This is a genomic window from Flavobacterium sp. RSSA_27, assembly GCF_051547125.1.
Taxonomy (GTDB): domain Bacteria; phylum Bacteroidota; class Bacteroidia; order Flavobacteriales; family Flavobacteriaceae; genus Flavobacterium.
Genome location: NZ_JBPTTN010000001.1, coordinates 516,898 through 538,621, shown reverse-complemented (window position 1 = coordinate 538,621; position 21,724 = coordinate 516,898). Strand labels below are relative to the sequence as shown.

The window sequence follows — 21,724 nt, the reverse complement described above, 5'->3', positions numbered from 1 at the left end:
AAACGAGAGGCTCTTTTTTTAATTATAGATCCACATCAAAACAGGTCTTGAACTGTATCGCAGTTTAGGGTCGATGATTTTGAAGCTTGCATTGGAAATGGCGGGGCAGCCCCATCCTTCGGGAGTACCGGAGGGGTAAACTTCATCATCAGGAACCGCTTCCCAAGAATGAAATACAATGGTACGTTTCAGTGCATTGCGATTACTAGCTTCCAAACCATGCATGAGGTATTTGGTGTTAACTCCCCAGTTGCTATAGCCTCGTTCCCCAATTTTATACTTTCCTAAAGAGCTGCAATGACTTCCGTCTTTATTGCTAAAGGAAGGATTTTCTTTAGTTAGATCTAAACCCCAAGGAGCATCACCACAACCATGACTGACCAAAAATGATGCTTCTACTTTTTCTTGATTAAAATCCCAGAGTATCATCCGCTTTAATCCCGAATGGATACTCATATCAATTAAAATGCAAAAATCCGTATTCATGTTATTAGCACGGCAAAAATCTAGGGCTTCGGAAGCTTTTGATTTTGCATTTACTAGTGTTTTTTCGTTTAATTCTTTTATTTTGTTCTTATTCTCAAGACGTTTACAATAGGTCATGGTACTAACTATAATTACAAGGCTAATAATTATATTTTTTTTTATCATATGAATTGTTTTTATCTTTTACTACAACATTTCAGTTATTCTCTTTTTTATAAATGAATAAATTTCCATTTTATTAAGATCATCAAACTTATATTTCCAGACAAAGAATTCCTTACGGATTTCCTCATTTTGAAAAAAAATAGGAAATGTATCTTTTGTAAAATCTTTTGCTATAGTTATATTGTAGGTAAGTATTTAATAATATTGACTTCATTTCAATCCCAATTTCAGAAAGTTGATGTTTTTATTGATACTTCCAATTCCTTCATTTTTCATAGTCTATTATTATCGTTATGTTATTATCAACAATAGTTTATAGCTAGTAGTGAACTATCATAAAAAAATGTCTTTATTTAGAAAAAATCAATAAAATTAAACAAATGACTTTAACCCTGATTATATTGAGTCCTCCTTTAACTTTGATTTAGCTAATGAAATACATTACAATCATTTTGTTACACAATTTTCATTTTTTTACAATGTTCAAGGATTCAATTTTATTTTTTTTTAGGGTTCATTTGTTGTAATATGATTATTGTTGTCTGTTTTAACACCAAAAACTTACTTCTTAAAATCTTTCGGAAAATTTCAAAATACAAAAGTATTATCTCTTCAAAATAGTCCATTAGTTATTCATTTTATGGAATAATTCTGTAGTACTATCTTGGTAAAAAGCGAAAATATTGTTTGAAGGAAACATTTTAGTATTGATGCATTTGTTACATTATTAGCTACAATATAGTCCCGTTCGAAATGCCCATGAATAATTTTTGCAATTTGGACAATAGTTATTTTCATAGTGATATGAAAAATTGTAAACTTTCAAAATTCCTAATTCACACTTTTCCCCTTTTAGTTTTTCATCAGAATAGAAATAGTATTTGCCTGAATATTCGTGTTCAAAATAATTAGCCATTTCAAAGGACTGTTTTTCTCGATTTAAAGCGGGTACCATACGAATATTGGGATCCCTAAATTTACCGTCTCCCAAAAGAAAATTATTTTTAAAGCCACAGGAGCGACAAAATGTTTGTATTAGATTTGCCATGGTAAATAGTTTATTGGATTACTAGTAGTTTATCAGAAAATCCTTTTTGTTTATGTCTTTTTTTTTAGATAAATGACTCTTGTATTTATTTATTTACTTCCAATTGAATGCTTATTTTTTTAAAAGTTTCTTTGTATTTGCTATAAGTAGGATTTTGTTTTCCTCTTATTTGGCCAATGAAATTAATATAACCGTCTAAACGGTTTAAGAATTTATATTTGAGTTTGGGAATGTTATCACTCGTTTTGAAGTGTTTTTGAGTTGCTGTTTCTAAACCGTTTACGGTTAAGTCGTGCAGCATTGCTCTAGTTTTTTTTAGGAGTTTTCGATCCACATTGATTCTAGTGTTTACGGTTATTCCAGTTACTATTTGTTTGCTATGGTTCCCTTTTAGATGTACTTTCTTTTCATTGACGACCAAATGGTGCTTTGTAATGAGAGCTTTGATTTGGTCAATAGTTTTGGTTTCAATGGTTTGTTGGGAAGAAAAAGTAAGATCATCCGCATAGCGGGTATAGTTAAGATGGTTTTCCTTGGCAAAAAGGATTAGGTCGTTATCCAATGCTTTACATATAAAATTGGATAGCACAGGTGAAGTAGGAGCGCCTATTGGAAGCTTTCCTTTGTAGGTGGTAAGTAAAGTAAAAGCTGTGGCCATTTGCTCGTTGAAGTTGAACAACGGTCCTGAAAAGACTTGTTTTACTTGTGCTGCTGTTAATGATGGAAAAAAGTCTTTGATGTCGAGATTTAGTACCTGCTTGTGATTGATATGGACTTTTGCATTCTCGGCAATATTGCAGAAAGGTTCTAGATCATTTGGATTTATAACAAACCCAAATACTTCTCTGGGTTTGATCCATAAGTAATGAGCTTGTAGGTAGAAGTTAAGTTGTTTTTGTATTTTTTTTAAGCGTTCTTCAGGTGCCTCGATTTGACGACTACCGCCACTTTTTTTGGGAATAATATATTGGGTATAAATGGGATTATTGATTATTTCTTCTATTTCAAAAAAAGGTAAATTAAAAAAGCGGGTAAGCTGCATTGGCTTCTTAAGTGATAAGAACAATACTGCATTGCGTTGGTGTTTTTTTAATTTTTTCAGCTGCTTTCCAATAGCATATGGTTTTTGGTACAGTTTATTAATTAACTGTTTCTCGTTTTTTTTTGCAATCGTTATTATTTCTGAAATAGTCATGAGTTAGTTTAAAAAGAGCCGTTGTTAATTATCTTGTTTTTAGCCTTTTATGAGAAGCGGAACGGAGTGAGCATCGCAATGAAAGGAGTTCTACACTCCAATATTCTCACGGGTTGCAGGAACACAACCACTATGTCAAGGTATTTCCTTTTAATGACATCATAATTTTAGTACAACGGCTCAAGTTAATTTATTTTAAAAATGGAAAATCGTTAGTGTCAATTTCGTTGATTCTTTCTTGAGAGAATTCAAATTCGGAGCTATTTTCTTTAAAATTTCGGAATTGGGTAAAGTTGTAATTGACCATAAGGTAGGTTTTGGCTAGATCGCCATTTTTGTTTTTTGCCAAGATCATTTCTACTAATCCTGCAGTAAAAATAAAATCTTCATTTTCATCAATTTTATAAAATTCTGGGCGGTACATGAGAAGTACTTTGTCGGCTTCTTGTTCTATACTCCCGCTATCACTCAAATCAGAAAGTTGTGGAATTTTGAACCCTGGTCTTCCTTCTACGGCTCTACTTAGTTGACTGGTGATAATGACACACACTTGCTGTTCGTGAGCCATTTTTTTTAGGGCCCTAACCCAATTGCCAATTTCTTTTTCTTTATAATTGCTAAGATTGTTGTTGCTCACTTTTTGCAGGTTGTCAATCATAATGATTTTTATGCCTTGCTCTTTTATTTGCGTTTGACAATAGTTTTGAAAAGCGGCTAACGAACAAGAATAATCATCATTAAGAAAGAGTTGATATTTTTGCATTTCTTCATCCACCCTAAGTAATTTTTTTCTTGTTTCATCACTCATTTCATTAGTAATGAGTTGGTTTGTGGCAATTCCATAAAGAGAGGATACAAATCGACAAGTCATTGCATATTCTGATTCGTCAAAAGAGAAAAAAAGCACCGGATGGGAAACTGAAATTTGTAAAGCAAGTTGTGCTATAAATTGTGTTTTACCCATAGAGGGGCGACCTCCAATTACGACTAATTCCCCAAAATTCAATCCTTGTAAGGACATGTCAAGATCTTTGAATCCAGTTTTGATGGTTTCTATTTTATGGGAATCACTGCCCCATAATTCTTTTCCTTCAAAAGCTAGTTCTTCTATTTTTTTTGGTTTTTTCAAGATGGTGTTTTGAAAATCCCATTGGCTGACCATCTTATGGAATTCATTCCTCATATCCTGTATTTCTAGTTTTGGATTGTTGATGATTTCTTCTAATTTTTTTTTGAAGATGGTGTCCATGATTTGTTTGTTAATGTTAAGGATTATAAATAACTATTGGATATTGTTCATTTTTTCAATTAAAAAGGTAAATCCGGATCTTCATTTTCTTCTTCAGCAGTTATGCTGCCAGAGGTTAGATTATTTTCGGAAGTAATAGTTGCTACACTATTTTCTATCCTCCAAGCTCTCAATTCAGTATACCATTTACTATTGAACTCTTTACTTTCTATATCAAAATCGATAGTTAAAGTAGTGCCAAGTATTAATTGATTTTCGTTGATTTTGTCCCCCCAAATGCTAACGGCAATTTTTTTGGGATATTGTGCCTCCGTTTCGACAATAATGTCTTGTTTGCGCCATGATCCGTTTTTACCCGTTCCGGTTTGCATAGGTAGTATTTGAATTAGTTTTGCTGTGATGTTCATAGGTTTTTAAATTGTAAATTAATACTGGGTTTGTTATTTCAGCAGTACAAAGGAAATGGATATGTGTGCAGGTTTAGTGCAGAGTAGTTATTTTAAATTATTAATGTTATTTGTAATCAGATAAAATAATTTTTTAATTTCATCAATCGATATTTCAATATTGTTACCAGTTGTAGTATTTGAATGAATTATGTCGTTTCTCTTTCTTATTATATTATTTATGTTAGGAAAATTCAATTCATACCCTGAGAGAAAATCTAATGCATTAAGAATTTTTTGATTCCAATTTATGCTTTTCAAAGAAACCAGGTTTTTATTACTACTTGAATAAACATCATCATTGCATTCGAAAAATTTTAAATATTTGTCGTTTATTCTGAATTTGTATTGATATTTGGTTTCGTTATTTATAAACACACTTTCAGGATTATCAATATCAATTATTCTATTTGAAAGATTTTCTAACACACTAAACAAAATTAAAAATGAAGTTACAAATCCTTCTTTGTTTTTAAATTTTCCAATATTGTCAATACCAAATTTCAGCCATTTTAAATATTCATTTACAAATTTTTTATCCAATGGATATTCAGCGTTTTTTGGATTTGTTCTTGGCAAAAGTTCCTGCTTCATTTCTTTATATTTGCTATAAAAATCAGTTAAAAACGAATATTCCAAGCATTTGTCAATCGTATTGATAATATTTTTAATTGAATCTTTTGTAAAATTTTTATCTACGCTTAACTCGGGGGCTTCTTTTAAGATAAATCCATCGGCTCCTTCATTCTGCAGTTCTAATAGATTCCAAATTTTATTAGTTGCAGAAAATATTATTACTTGTATCCCATTATTATATTCCTTAATTTTTCTAAGAATTTGGTAGCCTGAAATCTCTTTGGGATTTTGGGTTTCAAAATCATCATCATGCAGACGTAAATCTAAAATCACAACATCTGGATTGAACTCTTTAACTTTTTCGAAACTTAAATGTATTATTTCTTTTTTTTCCTTTCCTTTAAAATCATAACCCAATTCGCCATCAAATTCCTTTAATTCACATTTGGTAAATAATAATTCACTAAATAATTCACTCCACCCTTTCTCTGCCTCGTCATCTAAATATAGTACTCTCCCTTTATTTTTAATTAATAGCTCTGAATCCGAAATTTTATTAGATTCCAAAATTGGATATTTTGCATTTAGATATTTATAGTAAAGAGAAGATCCAATTTTAGACTCTATTTTTAATATATCATCGTCGTCATTCACATTTAGTGTTTTTGCCCATCTGAGTATACTCCATTCATTGGTAATAGAATGATGTGTCGCATAATTAGCTGGGGGTATAACATTTATTTTTTCTAAAAACGTTTTGTATTCCTCTTTGGTTATTGCTGGTTTTTTACTTTTGATAAAATTTAATTGTTTCTCAAAATCATTCACCGTTGATTTTTGTGTGCAATAAATGCCTGGTGTAAATAAAATAACTCCTTGACTTGTTATTTTATTAATGATTTCTGGCGTTTCGTTACCAAAAAAAACGATAGGAGTATATATATTATTAAAATTAGGTGTTAACCTTATATGATAAGAGAATTGAATACCCAAAAACTCGATATAATTTTCTTCAGATAGTGAAAATGGCAAAAAAATCACATCAAATTGTTTGTTTTCAATTGATTCTAGTTTTTCAGAAACAGTATTGTCAAAGGAAAAATTAGGGTTAGCTAAATCTTGATTACCGATATTAAAGTCAATTGCAATCCCCCCTTTTTCTTCAAACTCTTTAATTAGTTTACTACTGATGTTATCGTTATATATTAAGAGTGCATTCATATTGTAGCCATTATTTTATCAGTTTCCTTTGAAATAAAATCAAGAATTTCGGAATCTTCTTTTTCTTTAATGTTAAGTATGGTTTTAATTTTTTCTATTTTTTGTGTTAGTATATGTTTCTCTTCATAATCGTCCTCAATTACTCTATTTTGAAATAATTGCCTCAGTAAAAAGAAGTAAGAAAGTTTCCAGTCCTTGTTCTTTAGTTCTAAAACATGTGGTTTCAAATCCGCTATAAAATCTTTTATATATGGAATTAATCTTGATGAATAAAAATCTTTTGAATTAATATGAAGACATTCAATATTCGTATTATCATATATAAGTTGATCAATATTTCCACTAAAAAATACCAGCGTCACTTTACCTTGTGAGAGTTTGATTAAATAATTAATCCCGATTGAGCTTAGCGATGATTTGTGAATCATTATCAAATTTATGCCATCAAAATGGAATTTTTCATCGTTTATAGCTGTAATTATATCCCTGCAATCTTGACCGCTTGGAATATCTAAATTATAAATATCCTTTAATTGTTCAATGCCGTTTTCAATATCAGAAAGGAATAATTTTTGTCTATCGGGTCTATCTTCTATTAGTATTGCTCTCATAAATAAAATTTGAATTGATGTGTAAATCCTTCAACATTATCCTCAATTGTTATAAATTCTGGATTTGAAATTAATGACTTTAAATCGTATTCCGCGTCATTAAATAATATTTTGAATTCGCCCATTTTTTCTTCTCCATTAATTATTTTGAACTTTGATATTATAGAGTAATCACATAAACTAAAAACATTTTTAATAATATCATTCGTATCACCTCCAATGAAATTTTTTAGATTATTCAAATCTATCTTTTTTGTTGGAAACGAATCATTTTGAGTAATTGTTAGTGTAAAAATGTTGTCGTGAAGTGTAGCGTTTATAGTTATGGTTTTTGCTATTTCATTTTTTTTGAACATTTCAAATATTCGACCAATTGCTAAAGTTACACCCCTTGTGTAAGTATAAAATTGTATTCCTTTGAGGGATTCAAAAGATTCTACTTTAAAATCAGGAATAATCATATTCCTTTTCTTTTCGATTTCTTCATATAAATAATTGTCCCTAAACTCAATTTCGTTTTTAAACACATTTACAACATTTTCAAATGTAGATATTGTTATTCCTCCAATTCTTTTTTTAGGTTTCAAATTTTGAGGCAAGGAAAATTGCATTGGAAATTTGAAATTAGAACTATCTAATTGATTGTCGTAGTTTTTTCTACACCAATCTATCAATAAGCTGCCTGGGAATTGCCAGCCAATTTTAATCTCGTTTAAATTAGGCCAACCATATTTAGGAATTCCGTCTACAATTTCTTGTTTGGGCTTATATAAAAAGTAATTAATTAAATTGTATAAATCGGCATTGTGGTTAAACAAGTTAGAGAACTTAAAGTTTTTCTTGTCCGCCTCCAAACCAATTATAAAGGTATCAATGTCAGCATATTTTTCTATACTGTCCCAAATATGAGTTGAAAATTTCAGATTGGTATTTTCCCTGAAATTTTTTAAAAAAACTGAAATGATTTTTGGATTGTGATATTTACTATTTTTAGAACTCCCTGATGGTTTAGTAGTTCCTTCAGAATCAGGCGGATGAGATGCTCCTGATTCAGTAATATTCACTTTTCCTTCTGAAATGTTTGTCAACTGTTTTTTAATAGCTTCAATTTCAGATAAAATTTTCTCATCTCTTTCTTCATTTTTTTTCAATTCATTTGCGGTCAATTGGAAAAGCCTCTCTTTTTGAGAAGCTTGAATCTTTTTTGAATCTAACAATTCAGTAATAAATGATATTTTATTTTTCATCATTTTTTATATAATAAGCACTACGTTATTGTTCTTATCCTTTTTCTTTTCTTCTTTTTTATTGTCCTTTTTAGAACTATAATAGGTCTCCATAGCTTTTTCTATACCTTGGGTTTCCCAGATATCTAGAATTGAATTTATGGGTGTAGCACTGTCAATTAAGTTATCAAAGCGCTCCTTTAATTTCAAATATGTTCCGTCAAGTTCGCCTTTTACCATCTTCAAATATAGTAACTTCCCTTCCAAAACCATAGCCATATTTGGTTTTCCTTTTTTGGAATGCCCTTTTTCTGCTGCATATTTTTGCAAGAAAAAAGTAAAAGCTTTTTCATAACCATAGGTTTCCCAGTAGTATAGCCATTGACGTAATTGTTTGACATAGCGACGCGTAACATTTACTTTATCATTCACCACCAAACCCGTTACCTCTTGTCGATAGCCTTCTTTTTGCAAACGCACTTTACTCTCCTTAACGTGAAAATTTTGATCCGCAATAATTCGTCTGACTTCCATATCAAAAGTACTATTGGTTAAGAATATTTTCTCGAAGTTGTTCGGAGTAACTTCATAATTGTTATGATTGCTGCTAAAAGTAATGTCGTCAGCGTAGCGTGTATATTTTAAGCCAAATCGTTTGGCAACTCCTGCCAAGCGAACATCCATTTTTTCGCAAATGGCATTGGTTAAGGTTGGCGAAGTAGGGGCGCCTTGTGGCAGGACAGCGCAGATTTTTTTTATCCATGCGTTGTTTTCATAGCGTTCTACTTCCATTTTAGTGCATGTTATTGCAGCTATCATGTTGGCAATTTTTTTGCGTTCTACAGAATTTTCTAAATGAAATGGCGCAACCAATAATCTGCCCCAAACACGGGATTTGTCTACGCTTGGGAAAAAGTCTTTTAGGTCGAGATTATACACGTATAGTTGGCCTACATGCACTTTGGCATTGTCGACTATTGATTTATTTAATACAAACCCAGTGGCGGCTTTGTGCGGTTCATGTACATTTTGTAAAATTGTATTTAAGGCTTTTTGAAATTCCTTAAGTCCCTTTTGTGGGGCATGAATTGTTCTGGTTCCTCCTGATTTCTTTTTTATAGTAAAGGTGGTATAGCCTTGGCCTGTGTGGACAAGGTTCTTTTTAGCTGCTTCTTCCGGGAACAAAGCTTGTATAACTTCAAAATCCGATGCAAATTTGTCTTTATTGATGTAATAATTTAATTGTTTTTCGGTAAAAGGATGGCACTTTTTGCCATACTCCATTTGTTTTACCTCATTGAGTAAGGCTAAAAAATCATTCTTGCTATTCATTTTTTGAAAAGCTTTTTGGATGTTTGACTTTTGTTCAGGAGTAATTTTCATTTTTGATGTATTGTAAGTATTTGAAAACCGTAGTTGTTATTCTTTCTTTATGTGTCTAAAAAGATCTTATAAATATAGATTTGCAGCTATTAATAATGCTAATAATATCTTATGCTTGAATTTTTTTTCAAGTACGTAAAATTACACTACTAACCTTCAGTTCAAGATTGCTCCAGAACCACCTGCCGATTTGAATGAGTATCACTACTAATTCCAGCAGGAAAGCCTATCTTGCGATAGACCATTCAATATTTTAACTACGGTTTTTCAAAGAACTTTTGTTTGACACTGCAAACGTATATTTAAAGTGTGCAATTTTAATACACAGTAGCAACTTTGTTAAGTTTGATTTGGATAAATATACGAAAGCACTTTAATATATTATTTGTTTTCTCTTATTAAATGCTTTTATACATAGATTTTACTTTTATTTTTTTCTTTTTTAAACCGTAGTTATTATTCTTTATCTGCCTATTTGACCAATAAAAATAATAGCGATAAATACTATTATTAAATTAAAGACAAAGATTGGTGAGGGTCTTGAACATAGGGAGGACAAGCTTAAGTACTACACTAACCTTTTGTACTGTTTTGCAACAGTACTCTCTGCCGATTTGAACTATAATTTAAAGTCCCAGCAGATCAACCTATCTTGCGATAGGTTATTCAATAATTTCACTGCGGTTTTTCAAAGAACTTTTGTTTGACACTGCAAACGTATTTATTGTTTGTGCATTTAAACTGCACAGTAAAAAAATATTTGTACATTTGCATAGTCAACTTGTAAATAAAATAAAAATAAGATCGAATGGCAATTACTAAAAATCCCCTTATCCGCTATAAAATACTTGATAGTTGTTTTAGAAACCCTTATAAAAAGTATACTATTGATAACTTGTTAGTTAAGGTTAATGAGGAATTGTTTCAAATTTCAGATTCGGAATCGCAATGTATTAAACTCCGCCAATTGCGGGATGATATTGCTTTTATGCGCAGCTCTGAGGGCTGGAGTATTGAATTGGCAGAAGAATTTGAAAACAAAAAGCGTATTTATCGCTATGAAGATTTAAATTTTTCGATTAATAATGCCCCTCTAAATGACTTGGAAATGCATGAGTTTCAAACGGCTATTCAAGCCCTCTCTCAATTTGAGGGGATGCCTCAATTTGAAGGGATTCAAGAAATCGTTGCTAAATTGAAGTACGATTTGCATTCATCTAAAGAAAGAACACCTTTTATTGGGTTTGACAGCCAACAAGATTTGAAAGGGATTGAGCATTTTAGTTTTTTGTATCAGGCTGTACAAAATAAAACACCCTTGGCTATTACATATAAAGATTTTATCAATAAAGACGCCTATTCCTTTGTTTTGCATCCTTATTACTTGAAACAATACAATCATCGCTGGTTTTTATTTGGATTGCATCAGGAATCGGGTAAATGTGATTGGAATGTAGCCATTGACCGAATTATTTCAGTAGAAGAAAGCACCACTCTTTTTTTTCCGAATACTAGCATTGATTGGCGTGATTATTTTTCGGATATGATAGGGGTGAGTAGGCCTGTAGACGGAATTATTGAAGAAGTGGTTTTGCATTTTAATTCGTTAACGGGAAAGTATATGGAGAATAAATCACTTCATGAAACCCAGCGCCATAAATGGATTGATGAAAACACGCTAGAACTTAAAATCAAAGTTTTTTTGAATTATGAATTGGAGCGATTGATCCTGAGTTATGGGGAGAGTGTGAGAGTTATTGCACCTGAAGTTTTGCGGGAAAAAATAGTTTTAAGGTTAAATCATGGTATAGGTTTGTATATTTGAAAAAAGGCTCCGATTATAAAAACCGAAGCCTTGACTTTTCAACTTACACACTTTTTGGGATAGTGTCCATTTTTGCGAAGAGTATTTTAATTCTATCTAACATTTTTTTTAATCTTTGAAAATCAGAGAATCAGCGGTAAACAAAGTTAGCCAAGTTGTCGTCAAAGTTTTTCCACATTCTTGAAATTTGTAGGACATTATTCAATCAACATTTTAATTTGTTGATTTAGTCGTAATTGTAATAATTTTTTTTTCGTTATCAATTGTAATTTTTCCATATTTACTTAATGCACTTTGTCCAAAAAGAAGGGGAGCATTTTTGTTTTCGATAACAGTCGCCTTAACATTTTTTAAAATAAGCCCTCCAAATTCAACTTTTCTAAAAACAATTGTTGTACCAATTGCAATATCACCATTTGCGATCATATAACTGGAAGTTCCATTGATGTCTTTGTTGCTCAGGTATCCATTCTTTAACATAAATTCAGCTTCTGTTTTGGATATGGTAATATCAGATGCGCCAGTGTCAAAAATTAAATTTAAACCAAGTTCATTTATTTTACAAGGGACTTCATAAGTGCCTCCTCCATTTTTTTTCAAAGGAATTGAAACGGTTTGGGTTTCAATTACAGTCTCATCTTTATTTTCAACTGTATCTTTTTTATTGGATGCATCAAAAATTTTTTTCCATTCCGAAACTAAGGTCTTGAATTCTGGTAAATTTCGAATATTATCAATATCATCATCATTTTCAAGATGTATAAAATCTCTATAGCCATTTTGAAAGGCTTGTTTTAAACTTTCCAATGCTTCGTTTGGTTTTTTCATTAAAGAGTATAAACAAGTGGCATCATAGTAATTGTCGCTTGTAGGATATTGCTCTAATATTTCTTTTAACCACAATATAGCCTCATCAATTCGACCTAAATGGAAAAGAGCATATTGACGAGTATTGCCACTTTTACTAACTGTTGTGTCAATAGATAGAATGTTGTTATAATCTTTGTTTGCCAATAAGACATTGCCTAATTTTTTTTCATAAAATCGACCTCTGTGTAGATAAGTATAAGCATAGTTTTTATCTATTGATATCGCTTCGTTATAATCATTTAAGCCTGCTTCGTTGTTTTTTAGAAACTCTTCTTCAATCCAGCCTCGTTGATAATAAAACCATGATTCCCTAGGTTCAACAGAAATTGCTTTAGTTAAATCATCAATTGCATCTTTGTAATCACCCATTAATCTTTTAGCATCACCTCTGTAGCCATAATAATATGCATAAGTTGAGTCAATTGCAATTGCTTTTGTGTAATCAGCTATTGATTGCTGATACATTCCCATTTTTTTATAGCAATCTGCTCTATTTGATAATAAATTAGGTACAAAATTATCATCACTTATTTCCATTAATTTAGAATAATCTGAAATAGCTGCATTGTAATTATTTTTACCTTCATTAAGTTTTGCTCTAACATAATACCAAAGATTATCTTCAGGATTAGAAGCAATTTTAGCATTTACCTTTGAAAACGCTAGGGGATAGTTTTTCTCTGCATAGTCAATAAATAAAGTCAAATTATCATTATCCGAATTGTCTAATTGATAACAATGGAATATATCCTCAATTGCTTCATTATATTTTTTTTGTTCATAAAATAACAGAGCTCTAAATTTATATCCTTCAGTATAATCAGGCGAAAGTTTAATTAGTTTATTTAATATCTTTTCTGCTTCGCTATAATTTTTCTGATCTATATAATTTCTACCTAATCCTGCATATGGTGTAACTAATGATTCATCAATTTTCAATGCTTGTTTGTAATCTATCTCCGCTTTTGAATATTGATTTAATTCGTAATAGAATTGTGCACGATCGATATAAATTTCAGGATCTGTAGGCGTTAACTTAAGCGCAAATTCATAATCTTCAAACGTCTTTTCATGATTATCAATTTTGTAATAAATATCACCTCTTAATTTATGTGCTATAGCTAATAAATTTTTATCTTTTGGTTTTATATATTTAATAGACTTATTAATATCTCTTAAAGCAAATGAATTTTGATTAAGAAATTTGTAGGTAAGCGATCTATAGTATAATGCTAAAGGATCATTAGGGTTGTCATTAATTTCTCTTCCTAAATATTCAAGGGCTTTTTCAAGATCATTTTCTTTTATAGCCTTTATTCCCTGTTCGAAATTATAGCTTTGAGCTTTACACATTAGTATTGTGAAAAATACGATACATGTAAAAAATGTTTTTTTCATTATAAACGTTTTTATTATAATTCAAATTGCTTTAACTTGTAAAGAATTGTAAAATTATATGAGATTCTGAAGTATTATCATGATTTTTATCATGGATTTGTGTTAAATATTTGATAATTAAATTGTTGTATTTTTTGCTCAAAAAATTTGATTGGAGGTTCATTATTTTGAAAATCCTAATTGTATCAAAAGCAAATTGGTTAGTTCTCATAACTACTTGATATGATTTCCTGAAATAATAAAAACATTAATAAACAAATTGCACTTTAGTAACTCATTATAAAAAAGCATCACCACAACCATGACTGACCAAAAATGATGCTTCTACTTTTTCTTTATTAAAATTCCAAAGCATCATCCGCTTTAATCCCGAATGGACACTCATATCAATTAAAATACAAAAATCCGTATTCATGTTATTAGCACGGCAAAAATCTAGGGCTTCGGAAGCCTTTGATTTTGCATTAGCATTGATTTTTTCTCTTACATGTTTTGTCTTGTTTTCTGATTTGTGACGCTTGCAATGGATCATCAATCCCATGATAGCGAGCAGTAATACTAAGCTTTGTTTTGTTTTCATGATTATTCTTCTAAAGCTTCCAATTTGGTAGGATCAATAAATTTATTGCATACCCCAAATTCCAACAATTGTCCGTTCTCGTATTCGAAATTGAAGGCCATTTTTGCAGTAAAAACGGTTTTGTCAAATGGTGGATCCAATTCGTTGATATGAAATTTCCAATAATAACCCGATACTTGTTTGCCTATATAGCAAAATAGGCATTGTGCTTCAAAAGGTCCCCTCTCAAAAATGGTAATGCCATCAGGGGCACTATTCCATTTTTTGAATTGACTTACAATTAAAGACAATACCTCCTGATAGTCTTCCCGTTCCTGCCACTCGTATTTTTGGAACAATAGAACAAAGGCTTCGCTATTAAAGGTTTGACAAGCTTCGTCTAAGTCTTTAATGAATTGTTGGGTTTTTTCAATAGAAAAGGGTTCTTGTTTTAGGGAAATAATGGTAGTGCTCATTTTTTATATTGTTTTCGGTTATCGGTTGTCAGTTGTCAGTTGTCAGTTGTCGGTTTTAGTAGTTGGTATTTGAAATGATTTTTTCTTAAATACTTTTTGAATTTCTGAGGGTATTTAGGAATTCTTGGATTGTGTTTTTGGTTTTTTCATAGGAAGATGATTTATGTTGCTTGTTTTCCTCAAGGTAGAGTTTTCGATTGACTTCTAACATAATGGATTGCACACTTTTGTCTTTTAAATACCATGGCTCTGGGACTAGACTACCACTATAGGGACGATTTATTCCGACAGTATACCCTTTTGCTTGCAAGAACGATTGAGCTTCGTTTACAAGATTTTGATTACAATGAAATGGGTCAAAACCTATGTTGAAGTCTGGACGAAAATCAGTTCGGTCCAAAGCTCTTTGATTGGGTAGGTTTGGGAAGGAATGACAATCTACGATTACCGCTTTTTGGTTACGATTTATTTCTTGATGGACTAATGAGATCAATTTTTGGTGGTGTGGGGTGTAATAATCTTGAAGTATTTTGTTGCGTAATTCTTCTGTTACTACCCGCATCGTTGTACCATTGTCTGTTTTTTCATAAATCATTCCCATTCCAAATTGAGCCATCACTTCCTCGGCATCATTGCTGAATCGTTCTACGTCGCAAAAGATGCGACTAAATGGAGCGATACAATCATCGTCTTGACTGTTACTGAATAAGTCATCGGTGTACCAATCGGTTAATTTGAGTATTTCATTTTCTAAAATACTATTGTCAACAACATAGCCTTCTTTTGATGGTAGGTGTGTAGAAGCGTGAGGGATATGCAAGATTAATTTTCTCATTATTCCATTCTGATTTTAGGATCAATAGCTTCGTTTTGTTCTAGCATTACCGTAGTATCAGGAAATACAATTACCACACGGTTTTGCTCTAATTCGAGCATCATTTTTTCTGTCAGGGCAATAAAGGCAGTTTTTAATGTTTGTACTTCATATTGAAATTTGGGGTATTGAATGATTTCAATGGTAACCGAAGGCTCTTCTTGACCAAGAAAGACAATTTCACACGGGGTAATTTTTGCGCTTATAGCGATACTATATGCTGAGTGAATGGCTTGCTGTGTTTTTGTTAGTGCTGCTTTGAATTCGGTTAAAGAAATAATGCTATTCGTATAGCCACGGTTTAGTCCGAAAGTGGCTTGTGCGGTAAAGGTTGGACAGGTGTTTGAGTTCATTTTTTTTATGGTTGCAGTTTTCGGTTTTTGTTTTTTGTTTTTTGTTTTTTGTTTTTTGTTTTGTGTCCTAATAGTACTATATAATTGAGTTAAGGGATGTTTTATTGTGTTTGAAATAATAATATTCTCAAAAAAATCAAAACACCACAGCCCCTTTAACTCCAAATTTTATGTTTCCTAGAAGTCGTTGCATCTTCGATTTCAAGAAGGGAGCATCAATGCGAGAAAGAATTTTTTTTTGCACACCATATTTTTTGAATTTTAAAATATGAATCAAAGCATAAAAACATTTGACTTCATGATAATGTACTAAAGGTTGGCTAAAATGATAAGGATGTTGTTTTTTCAAATTGTTCGAGGTTTGGGTGGGATCTGGCTAAGCTTTGGATGCGTTGGTTTTGTTGTTGTTTTTCTGTTAGAGATATATTGGGGGCTACGGCCCAAACATAAGTGCCATTGGGAGTTAGGATGCTCGAAATCCATGGAATTTCAAGGGTGACGGGTTGCTCTTTGTAAGCCAAAGCATCAATTTCGTGCTTTATACCGAAGAACATACCAGATTCCATGAAAATATAGTCTTCTTCTTCGATGAAATTGTATTGGGTAATGAAGTCATACAGTTTACTCTCTACCTCATCGGTATAGGCCATGAAACCAACTCCATAGAGTTTTCCATTAGTTACCCCTCCGAAATTTAATTCATGATCTAATTTAACTAAGGAACCCAACTTTTGATTGATGCTATTGACATTAAAGAGTAGGGTGTAGGCTGCAATTTTTAAAAATTCTTGATCTTGATATTTTATCATAAATGTAGGAATTAAAAAGTTAGTTCCCTTTGTTCCTTACAACAGCTTTTACTTCAAAGAAGTAAAGCTGTTAAAGGAAAACAAAAGGAGTAAAAGTTTAGTTGGCCATAAAATGGGCGACATTCATGGCGATTAATTTTCCATCGGGAGACAATAGGTTACCTCCAGAAGGGATGCTTTCGTTTACAGAAGATTCTTCTTTGTCGGGTTCAAAATAATAACAAAGGTCTTCGTTGATCACCAAACACATTCGTTTAGGAGACTCTTTTTTCGTTTTTTCAAAGATTTGTTGGGTTGCATGAAGTAACGCTTTTATTTTTTTATCCTCATTGGCCTCGATCTCCTCATTGATGTGAATAACAGCCCCAGGGTAGTTTTCTGGCTTGTCAACTCCTTCTTTGAGTAAAAGCAATGGTAATTGTGTATAAAAACTAGGCATACGTTGCTTGATGATCAAATAAGGGAATTTGCCAAAGTAGGGTGGGAAATTTTTACTTCCGAATACATCATCCTTTTCCCATTCAAAATAGTTGAATTTACTTTGACAACTACGAGATTTTTTTTCTAAATGCACCAAAAAAACAAAGCGTGCTTGGGTTTCTACTCTAAAAGAACCACTACCAGTGTGGGTACTAAAAGCTTTGCCTGTAAACTGTTTGTTTTGGTCAAAGTACCAAATTTCGTAAGGTACCACGCCTGTTAGGTCTAATAACGTAACGAGGTGCTCGTGTTGTATTTCGAGCAAGATTGGGGTAGTTTTACCGGTACAGAATTGACTGACTTGAACGGTTTTTTCATGGATTTCATGCGCATACACATGTGTACTCTCCGCTTTTGAGCAGAGTTCTTGGGTGTTGTTAACCCATTTGATGAATTTTGTTTGCATCACATAACAATTAAAAATTAAACAATTTGTTATGTCGATTCAATGCCGGAAAGAATTGTGGTTTCTCAACACATTTGAACGACTGTTCCGCATCTGAATCTGAACAAGTTCAGATTAAAAACCACCGTGTCGTGAGTAGATCGGTTGGCAGGAAACAAGTTTCCTTCTTGATGCTTGGCAAATATTGTAAATTATTTTTTTATTGTGCAACTAAATCACATGAAAAATTTTAAAAAGAGTTTTTAACTAATGAATAGTGAATAGTGAATAGTAATTAGTGAATAGTGAAAACACCAAAAATTAAAATGTCTATACCAATAGATGAAGTGGTTCTTAAATCGGTATAATTGGCTTTATGGGAGCAACCAAAAATGGTCAATGCCAATTCGAAATTTGGGAGTGGTTTTAAAAATTTACCCTCAAATTTGAAAAAAGGCTCCGAATATCAAAAACGAAGCCATGGCTTTTCAACTTACACACTCTTGGGATAGTGTTTATTTGGTGTAAACTAAGGTTGCTTTTTGATTTTTAAATCCAAAAACAAAAGCGAGTTGCCCAAATTTTTTGGACAAGTTGTTTGCGTTTTCAAAAGAAATATTGTGTATCAATATGCTTTCTTCAGACCATTTTTCATCTGCAGAACTCCCAACACCCGGGGTATAGTATAAGTTTAATTTTTTTACTTCTTCTATTAAATCTTCGTTTCTTTTGTTATTTTCCTGCTCCTCTAAAATTTTAGGGGAAGGATTCCAAGCCGTTATAAATGCCCAAGTTGTTAGTTCAGGGTATTCTTTTTCAAGTTCAGTGGATTCCTTGTCAATGTTTACTACAATTGTTTTGGTATCACTTACAAATACTTTAAAATTGGTTTCCGTATAGGCTTGATGGAGTTCTTGTGGGGTCATATTTTTGGTGTTGAGGTAAGGTTTTACTTGTTTGATGTTTCAATTTAAAACTTATAGTTAAATGTGTATTGCAATCCCATGGAAAGAGTCCAATTCGTTGAAAAGAGTTGTGTTTAAATTAATTAGAAGTACCCATTTGGCTTGGGTTTGAATTTGGAACCTTCCGTTGTTTTGGTTTATACTGTACGCTTTTCCGGTAAATTGGAGGTTTTGGTCAAAGTACCACATTTCATAGGGTGTTACCCCAGTACAGTCTAGAAAACTGGTGAGTTGGTTGTTATTGATGTGAACTAAAACAGGGTTATCTACTTGCGGCATCACCTCATATAAGTGAATGTTATTTGCGTTACTTTGAATTGGTACTACTTCAATATTTTTTGTGTGCAACTGTGTGCTATGATTTTTAGCTGTATTTTTTTCAATCAATGAAAGAGAAATTGTTTTTAGTCTTGATAAGGATGTTTCCATGTATAGTTTATTATTCGTTTGGTTATTCATTGGAATGTGATGATGTATTCCAAATCAGTATGCTAAAACAGCACAAGGTTGGTTTGCAGTTAGTGTTTCATTCATTTTTGAGGTGATAAATCGGTTTGCCAGTCATGTCAATTGTTTTAGTGAATTTTGATTCATCTGCTGCTATTTTTGACATTGCTATATTTCTTTTAGAAAAAGTAAAAAATGATGCACCCTTTTCTTTCATAAATTGGAACAATGCCTGCTTACCAATGCCTGTAGCTCTATTCTTCTCTAGAATGATAAGGCAAAGTTCATGGGCAAAAACTTGTTGTATGATGATTCCCTTTTTCATAGTATAAATATATCCTACTACGAACTCCTTGTGAATGATTCTGTAGAGTTTATGGATCATTACATGATATTTTGGCCTTCTAGAAAGTGGAAAAATACGAAAGTCCTCTTTGCTAAATGACGTAGCTATATCCTTAAAACGGATAGGGTCAATTTCTTCAAACAGTATCATGTATTGATTTACAATTACTCAATTATTTTTAAGGTCATTTTGTCATAAATTAAAAGATCAAAAGTTGACAAGTAGGAATCATCTATTTCTAATTTAATCTGGTATAAAGAATCTGAGTTAATCATATCAATATAACTAAAGGCCTCTGACTCAGCCCAAGATTCAAGGCTCTCTATTATTTGCGACTTCAAAATTTCATCTGCAGACAGATCAATTGTTTCTTTTGAATCAGGTACATTGTAAATTAGAGAATAATCTCCCTCTAACTCTACTGATTCATTATTAATTGTTGTATATAAATACAATTCTAAATTTTCTACTTCGTAGTTTGTACCAAGTTTTGTTTTTAAAATTTCATCATCATCTAATTCGAGCATTTCGAGTATATCTGAATCGTCGTACATATAATCTTTCAAATTAACATAATTTGTTTCTTTCAGTATTAATTTATCATTTTCAATGGTTGTTTCCAACGTTGCATCAAACATAAATCTATTATCTGATATCCAAACGGCAAGTTCCTCTTCTAGATCTGAAAACTGATCATTATTTTCTATTCCGTTTATATCAATAATTACATTTTTTATTTCAGATGTAAAACCAAAAGATTTTAATTTACCACTGCTGGTTAACTCTTTGATAGTATGGTATAATTCTTTGCTTATTTCTGCTTCCATTTGTTGATTTTTTAGTTGTTATTTAATGTTATGTATACTTCCTTTTATTTGCGACTTCTAGTTGATATACATCGCATAACTTAGGGCTAGGATTATACCCGCGCGATAGCCTGACGAAGTAAATACGCGATCTAACGTAATTCATTTTTTTCTTATGTATATTACTTTGCCTAAACCTATTTTATAGATTTGGCTGTAAACATCATCTCCTTTATTTATTGAGTTATTATTTTTTCTATTCTTTATATGTGGAGTATTTTCCAATTTTTTCTTATTCTCAATTCGTTTTATTGCTGTTAATCTTGCAAGTAGCATTTCTTTTACTTTTAAGAATTCAGATTCAGTTAGTATTTCAGAGTCGGTTTTTTCAATTTTTTTTTGCTTCAGTAAAACTTGAAGTTTATGTGTTGACCAATCAAGGTTATGTGCTATTTTTTGAATAGTTAAAGTTTTAAGTATATTTAAATCACTATTGTAATTTGGTTTTGTTATAGTAATTTTTGTTCTAATCTTTTCTTTTTTTAAAGTACAAACTTTTACTGGTTTTTTCTGAATATTATATTTTAGAATCTCGAGATTTATAAGACTTAAAGCGGCTTTTCGTAAGACAACATTTTGATATATTTTTTTCGATATCCGTCAAAAAATCACTTAGTTCGATATCACTGAATTGATTTTTCTTAAAAAATTTGTCTATTTCTGGAAAAGTAGATAAAAGGCTCATGTTGATTATTACTGAGAATTTTTGAGATTAGAATTTAAGTTTATCATCACAATTAATTACAATTATTTTTAATATGAAATACCCACTTTTGGTGATTTTTATCATTAATAAAGTAGATCGTTGTAATTGATTGAAATTGCATTAAGTTAGTGAATGATGTTATTAATTGCGATTTCATATTGGTATACCATCTCATGGATGATTGTATAGTATTTATCGAAATTTAATTTTGCACTATTTTTAATGGATATCCCTCTGAAAAGGCTTTCTCTTTTGTAGTCCATTTGGCTAGTAATAAATTTCATTACCATTATTACTTTAGAGAATATAATAAATTCACAATTGCTTTTTCATTTCATCCCCTTTTTCTGTAACCAAATATTTTTGTCGTGGATGGTTTGGGCTGTCAGGATATTTCAATTCAATTACCGCAATTTCTAATGCTGGATCTAAATAATTCTCTCTAAAATTCCTTCTGTCTTTTAGTCCAAGTTCATCTTGAATCTCTTGACGGCTCATTTCTCCTACCATTACTTTTAGCAGATTTCTAACTTCTACAGAACTTGGTGGGTAGTTGTTGGGTACTTGGTGGGTAGTTGTTGGGTACTTAGGGGGTAGTTGGTCGGTAGTTGGTCGGTAAAGGATGGTTTTAAACTCTTCTTCTTGGATAAAATCGCTAATCCTAGAATCATTCACATTTATAAAAGACTGGAGGTAATTTTTATAGTCATTTATTACCTGACTGTGAGTGTATAATGCATCCATATATTTGTAATGAAT

At 31.5% G+C, this 21,724-nt stretch carries 22 protein-coding genes and 1 riboswitch; of the genes, 1 reads left to right on the top strand and 21 read right to left on the bottom strand.

Annotation, left to right across the window (positions count from 1 at the left end):
- Window positions 1–18: 18 nt before the first annotated feature.
- From ACSVH5_RS02415 to ACSVH5_RS02380, 8 genes are all read right to left on the bottom strand, one after another.
- Entirely contained in the window at window positions 19–651 is a 633-nt protein-coding gene (locus tag ACSVH5_RS02415; protein ID WP_438059869.1) for a murein L,D-transpeptidase catalytic domain-containing protein, read from the bottom strand.
- A gap of 1,133 nt (window positions 652–1,784) precedes the next feature.
- Window positions 1,785–2,894 (bottom strand): reverse transcriptase family protein, encoded by a 1,110-nt coding sequence (locus tag ACSVH5_RS02410; RefSeq protein ID WP_438059868.1) that lies wholly within the window; start codon window positions 2,892–2,894, stop codon window positions 1,785–1,787.
- 190 nt (window positions 2,895–3,084) lie between these two features.
- Entirely contained in the window at window positions 3,085–4,143 is a 1,059-nt protein-coding gene (locus tag ACSVH5_RS02405; protein WP_438059867.1) for a DnaB-like helicase C-terminal domain-containing protein, read from the bottom strand.
- A 59-nt stretch (window positions 4,144–4,202) separates the two neighbouring features.
- Window positions 4,203–4,550, bottom strand: a complete 348-nt coding sequence (locus ACSVH5_RS02400; protein ID WP_438059866.1) for a DUF3127 domain-containing protein — start codon at window positions 4,548–4,550, stop codon at window positions 4,203–4,205.
- A gap of 87 nt (window positions 4,551–4,637) precedes the next feature.
- A complete protein-coding gene (locus tag ACSVH5_RS02395) occupies window positions 4,638–6,386 on the bottom strand; it encodes a response regulator (protein ID WP_438059865.1) in 1,749 nt (582 codons plus the stop codon).
- Window positions 6,383–6,997, bottom strand: a complete 615-nt coding sequence (locus tag ACSVH5_RS02390; protein ID WP_438059864.1) for a hypothetical protein — start codon at window positions 6,995–6,997, stop codon at window positions 6,383–6,385. Before ACSVH5_RS02390 ends, ACSVH5_RS02395 begins: the two co-directional genes overlap by 4 nt.
- On the bottom strand, window positions 6,994–8,247 hold the full coding sequence (locus ACSVH5_RS02385) for a hypothetical protein (protein ID WP_438059863.1): 1,254 nt from the start codon (window positions 8,245–8,247) through the stop codon (window positions 6,994–6,996). Before ACSVH5_RS02385 ends, ACSVH5_RS02390 begins: the two co-directional genes overlap by 4 nt.
- A 3-nt stretch (window positions 8,248–8,250) precedes the next feature.
- Entirely contained in the window at window positions 8,251–9,606 is a 1,356-nt protein-coding gene (locus tag ACSVH5_RS02380; protein WP_438059862.1) for a reverse transcriptase family protein, read from the bottom strand.
- Between the two features lie 808 nt (window positions 9,607–10,414).
- On the opposite strand from ACSVH5_RS02380, the gene ACSVH5_RS02375 reads away from it, so the two are divergent.
- A complete protein-coding gene (locus ACSVH5_RS02375) occupies window positions 10,415–11,431 on the top strand; it encodes a helix-turn-helix transcriptional regulator (RefSeq protein ID WP_438059861.1) in 1,017 nt (338 codons plus the stop codon).
- 213 nt (window positions 11,432–11,644) lie between these two features.
- Here ACSVH5_RS02375 and ACSVH5_RS02370 read toward each other — a convergent pair whose 3' ends face one another.
- The 13 genes from ACSVH5_RS02370 to ACSVH5_RS02310 all read right to left on the bottom strand — a co-directional run bounded on the left by ACSVH5_RS02370 (window position 11,645) and on the right by ACSVH5_RS02310 (window position 21,709).
- Window positions 11,645–13,699, bottom strand: a complete 2,055-nt coding sequence (locus ACSVH5_RS02370) for a tetratricopeptide repeat protein (protein ID WP_438059860.1) — start codon at window positions 13,697–13,699, stop codon at window positions 11,645–11,647.
- A 277-nt stretch (window positions 13,700–13,976) separates the two neighbouring features.
- Complete coding sequence (locus tag ACSVH5_RS02365; RefSeq protein ID WP_438059859.1) at window positions 13,977–14,279, bottom strand: hypothetical protein; 303 nt, start codon at window positions 14,277–14,279, stop codon at window positions 13,977–13,979.
- Window positions 14,280–14,281: 2 nt separating this feature from the next.
- The gene (locus ACSVH5_RS02360) at window positions 14,282–14,734 is read right to left on the bottom strand and encodes a hypothetical protein (protein ID WP_438059858.1); all 453 of its coding nucleotides are present in this window, start codon (window positions 14,732–14,734) and stop codon (window positions 14,282–14,284) included.
- Between the two features lie 85 nt (window positions 14,735–14,819).
- Window positions 14,820–15,569 (bottom strand): N-formylglutamate amidohydrolase, encoded by a 750-nt coding sequence (locus ACSVH5_RS02355; protein WP_438059857.1) that lies wholly within the window; start codon window positions 15,567–15,569, stop codon window positions 14,820–14,822.
- Window positions 15,569–15,961: a hypothetical protein gene (locus tag ACSVH5_RS02350; RefSeq protein ID WP_438059856.1), complete on the bottom strand. Its 393-nt coding sequence runs from the start codon at window positions 15,959–15,961 to the stop codon at window positions 15,569–15,571. Before ACSVH5_RS02350 ends, ACSVH5_RS02355 begins: the two co-directional genes overlap by 1 nt.
- Before the next feature lie 320 nt (window positions 15,962–16,281).
- Window positions 16,282–16,770: a hypothetical protein gene (locus tag ACSVH5_RS02345; RefSeq protein WP_438059855.1), complete on the bottom strand. Its 489-nt coding sequence runs from the start codon at window positions 16,768–16,770 to the stop codon at window positions 16,282–16,284.
- Window positions 16,771–16,867: 97 nt separating this feature from the next.
- Window positions 16,868–17,656 (bottom strand): hypothetical protein, encoded by a 789-nt coding sequence (locus ACSVH5_RS02340; RefSeq protein ID WP_438059854.1) that lies wholly within the window; start codon window positions 17,654–17,656, stop codon window positions 16,868–16,870.
- A 60-nt stretch (window positions 17,657–17,716) separates the two neighbouring features.
- A riboswitch (SAM-I-IV-variant riboswitch) is annotated at window positions 17,717–17,835 on the bottom strand.
- Between the two features lie 315 nt (window positions 17,836–18,150).
- Entirely contained in the window at window positions 18,151–18,561 is a 411-nt protein-coding gene (locus ACSVH5_RS02335; protein ID WP_438059853.1) for a DUF3293 domain-containing protein, read from the bottom strand.
- A 57-nt stretch (window positions 18,562–18,618) separates the two neighbouring features.
- Window positions 18,619–19,029 (bottom strand): hypothetical protein, encoded by a 411-nt coding sequence (locus ACSVH5_RS02330; RefSeq protein WP_438059852.1) that lies wholly within the window; start codon window positions 19,027–19,029, stop codon window positions 18,619–18,621.
- A 97-nt stretch (window positions 19,030–19,126) separates the two neighbouring features.
- Window positions 19,127–19,432, bottom strand: coding sequence for a hypothetical protein (locus ACSVH5_RS02325; RefSeq protein WP_438059851.1), 306 nt, complete (start codon window positions 19,430–19,432; stop codon window positions 19,127–19,129).
- A 125-nt stretch (window positions 19,433–19,557) separates the two neighbouring features.
- On the bottom strand, window positions 19,558–20,220 hold the full coding sequence (locus tag ACSVH5_RS02320) for a hypothetical protein (RefSeq protein WP_438059850.1): 663 nt from the start codon (window positions 20,218–20,220) through the stop codon (window positions 19,558–19,560).
- 870 nt (window positions 20,221–21,090) lie between these two features.
- Entirely contained in the window at window positions 21,091–21,249 is a 159-nt protein-coding gene (locus ACSVH5_RS02315) for a hypothetical protein (RefSeq protein ID WP_438059849.1), read from the bottom strand.
- Window positions 21,250–21,280: 31 nt separating this feature from the next.
- Entirely contained in the window at window positions 21,281–21,709 is a 429-nt protein-coding gene (locus ACSVH5_RS02310; protein WP_438059848.1) for a Fic family protein, read from the bottom strand.
- Window positions 21,710–21,724: the final 15 nt, after the last annotated feature.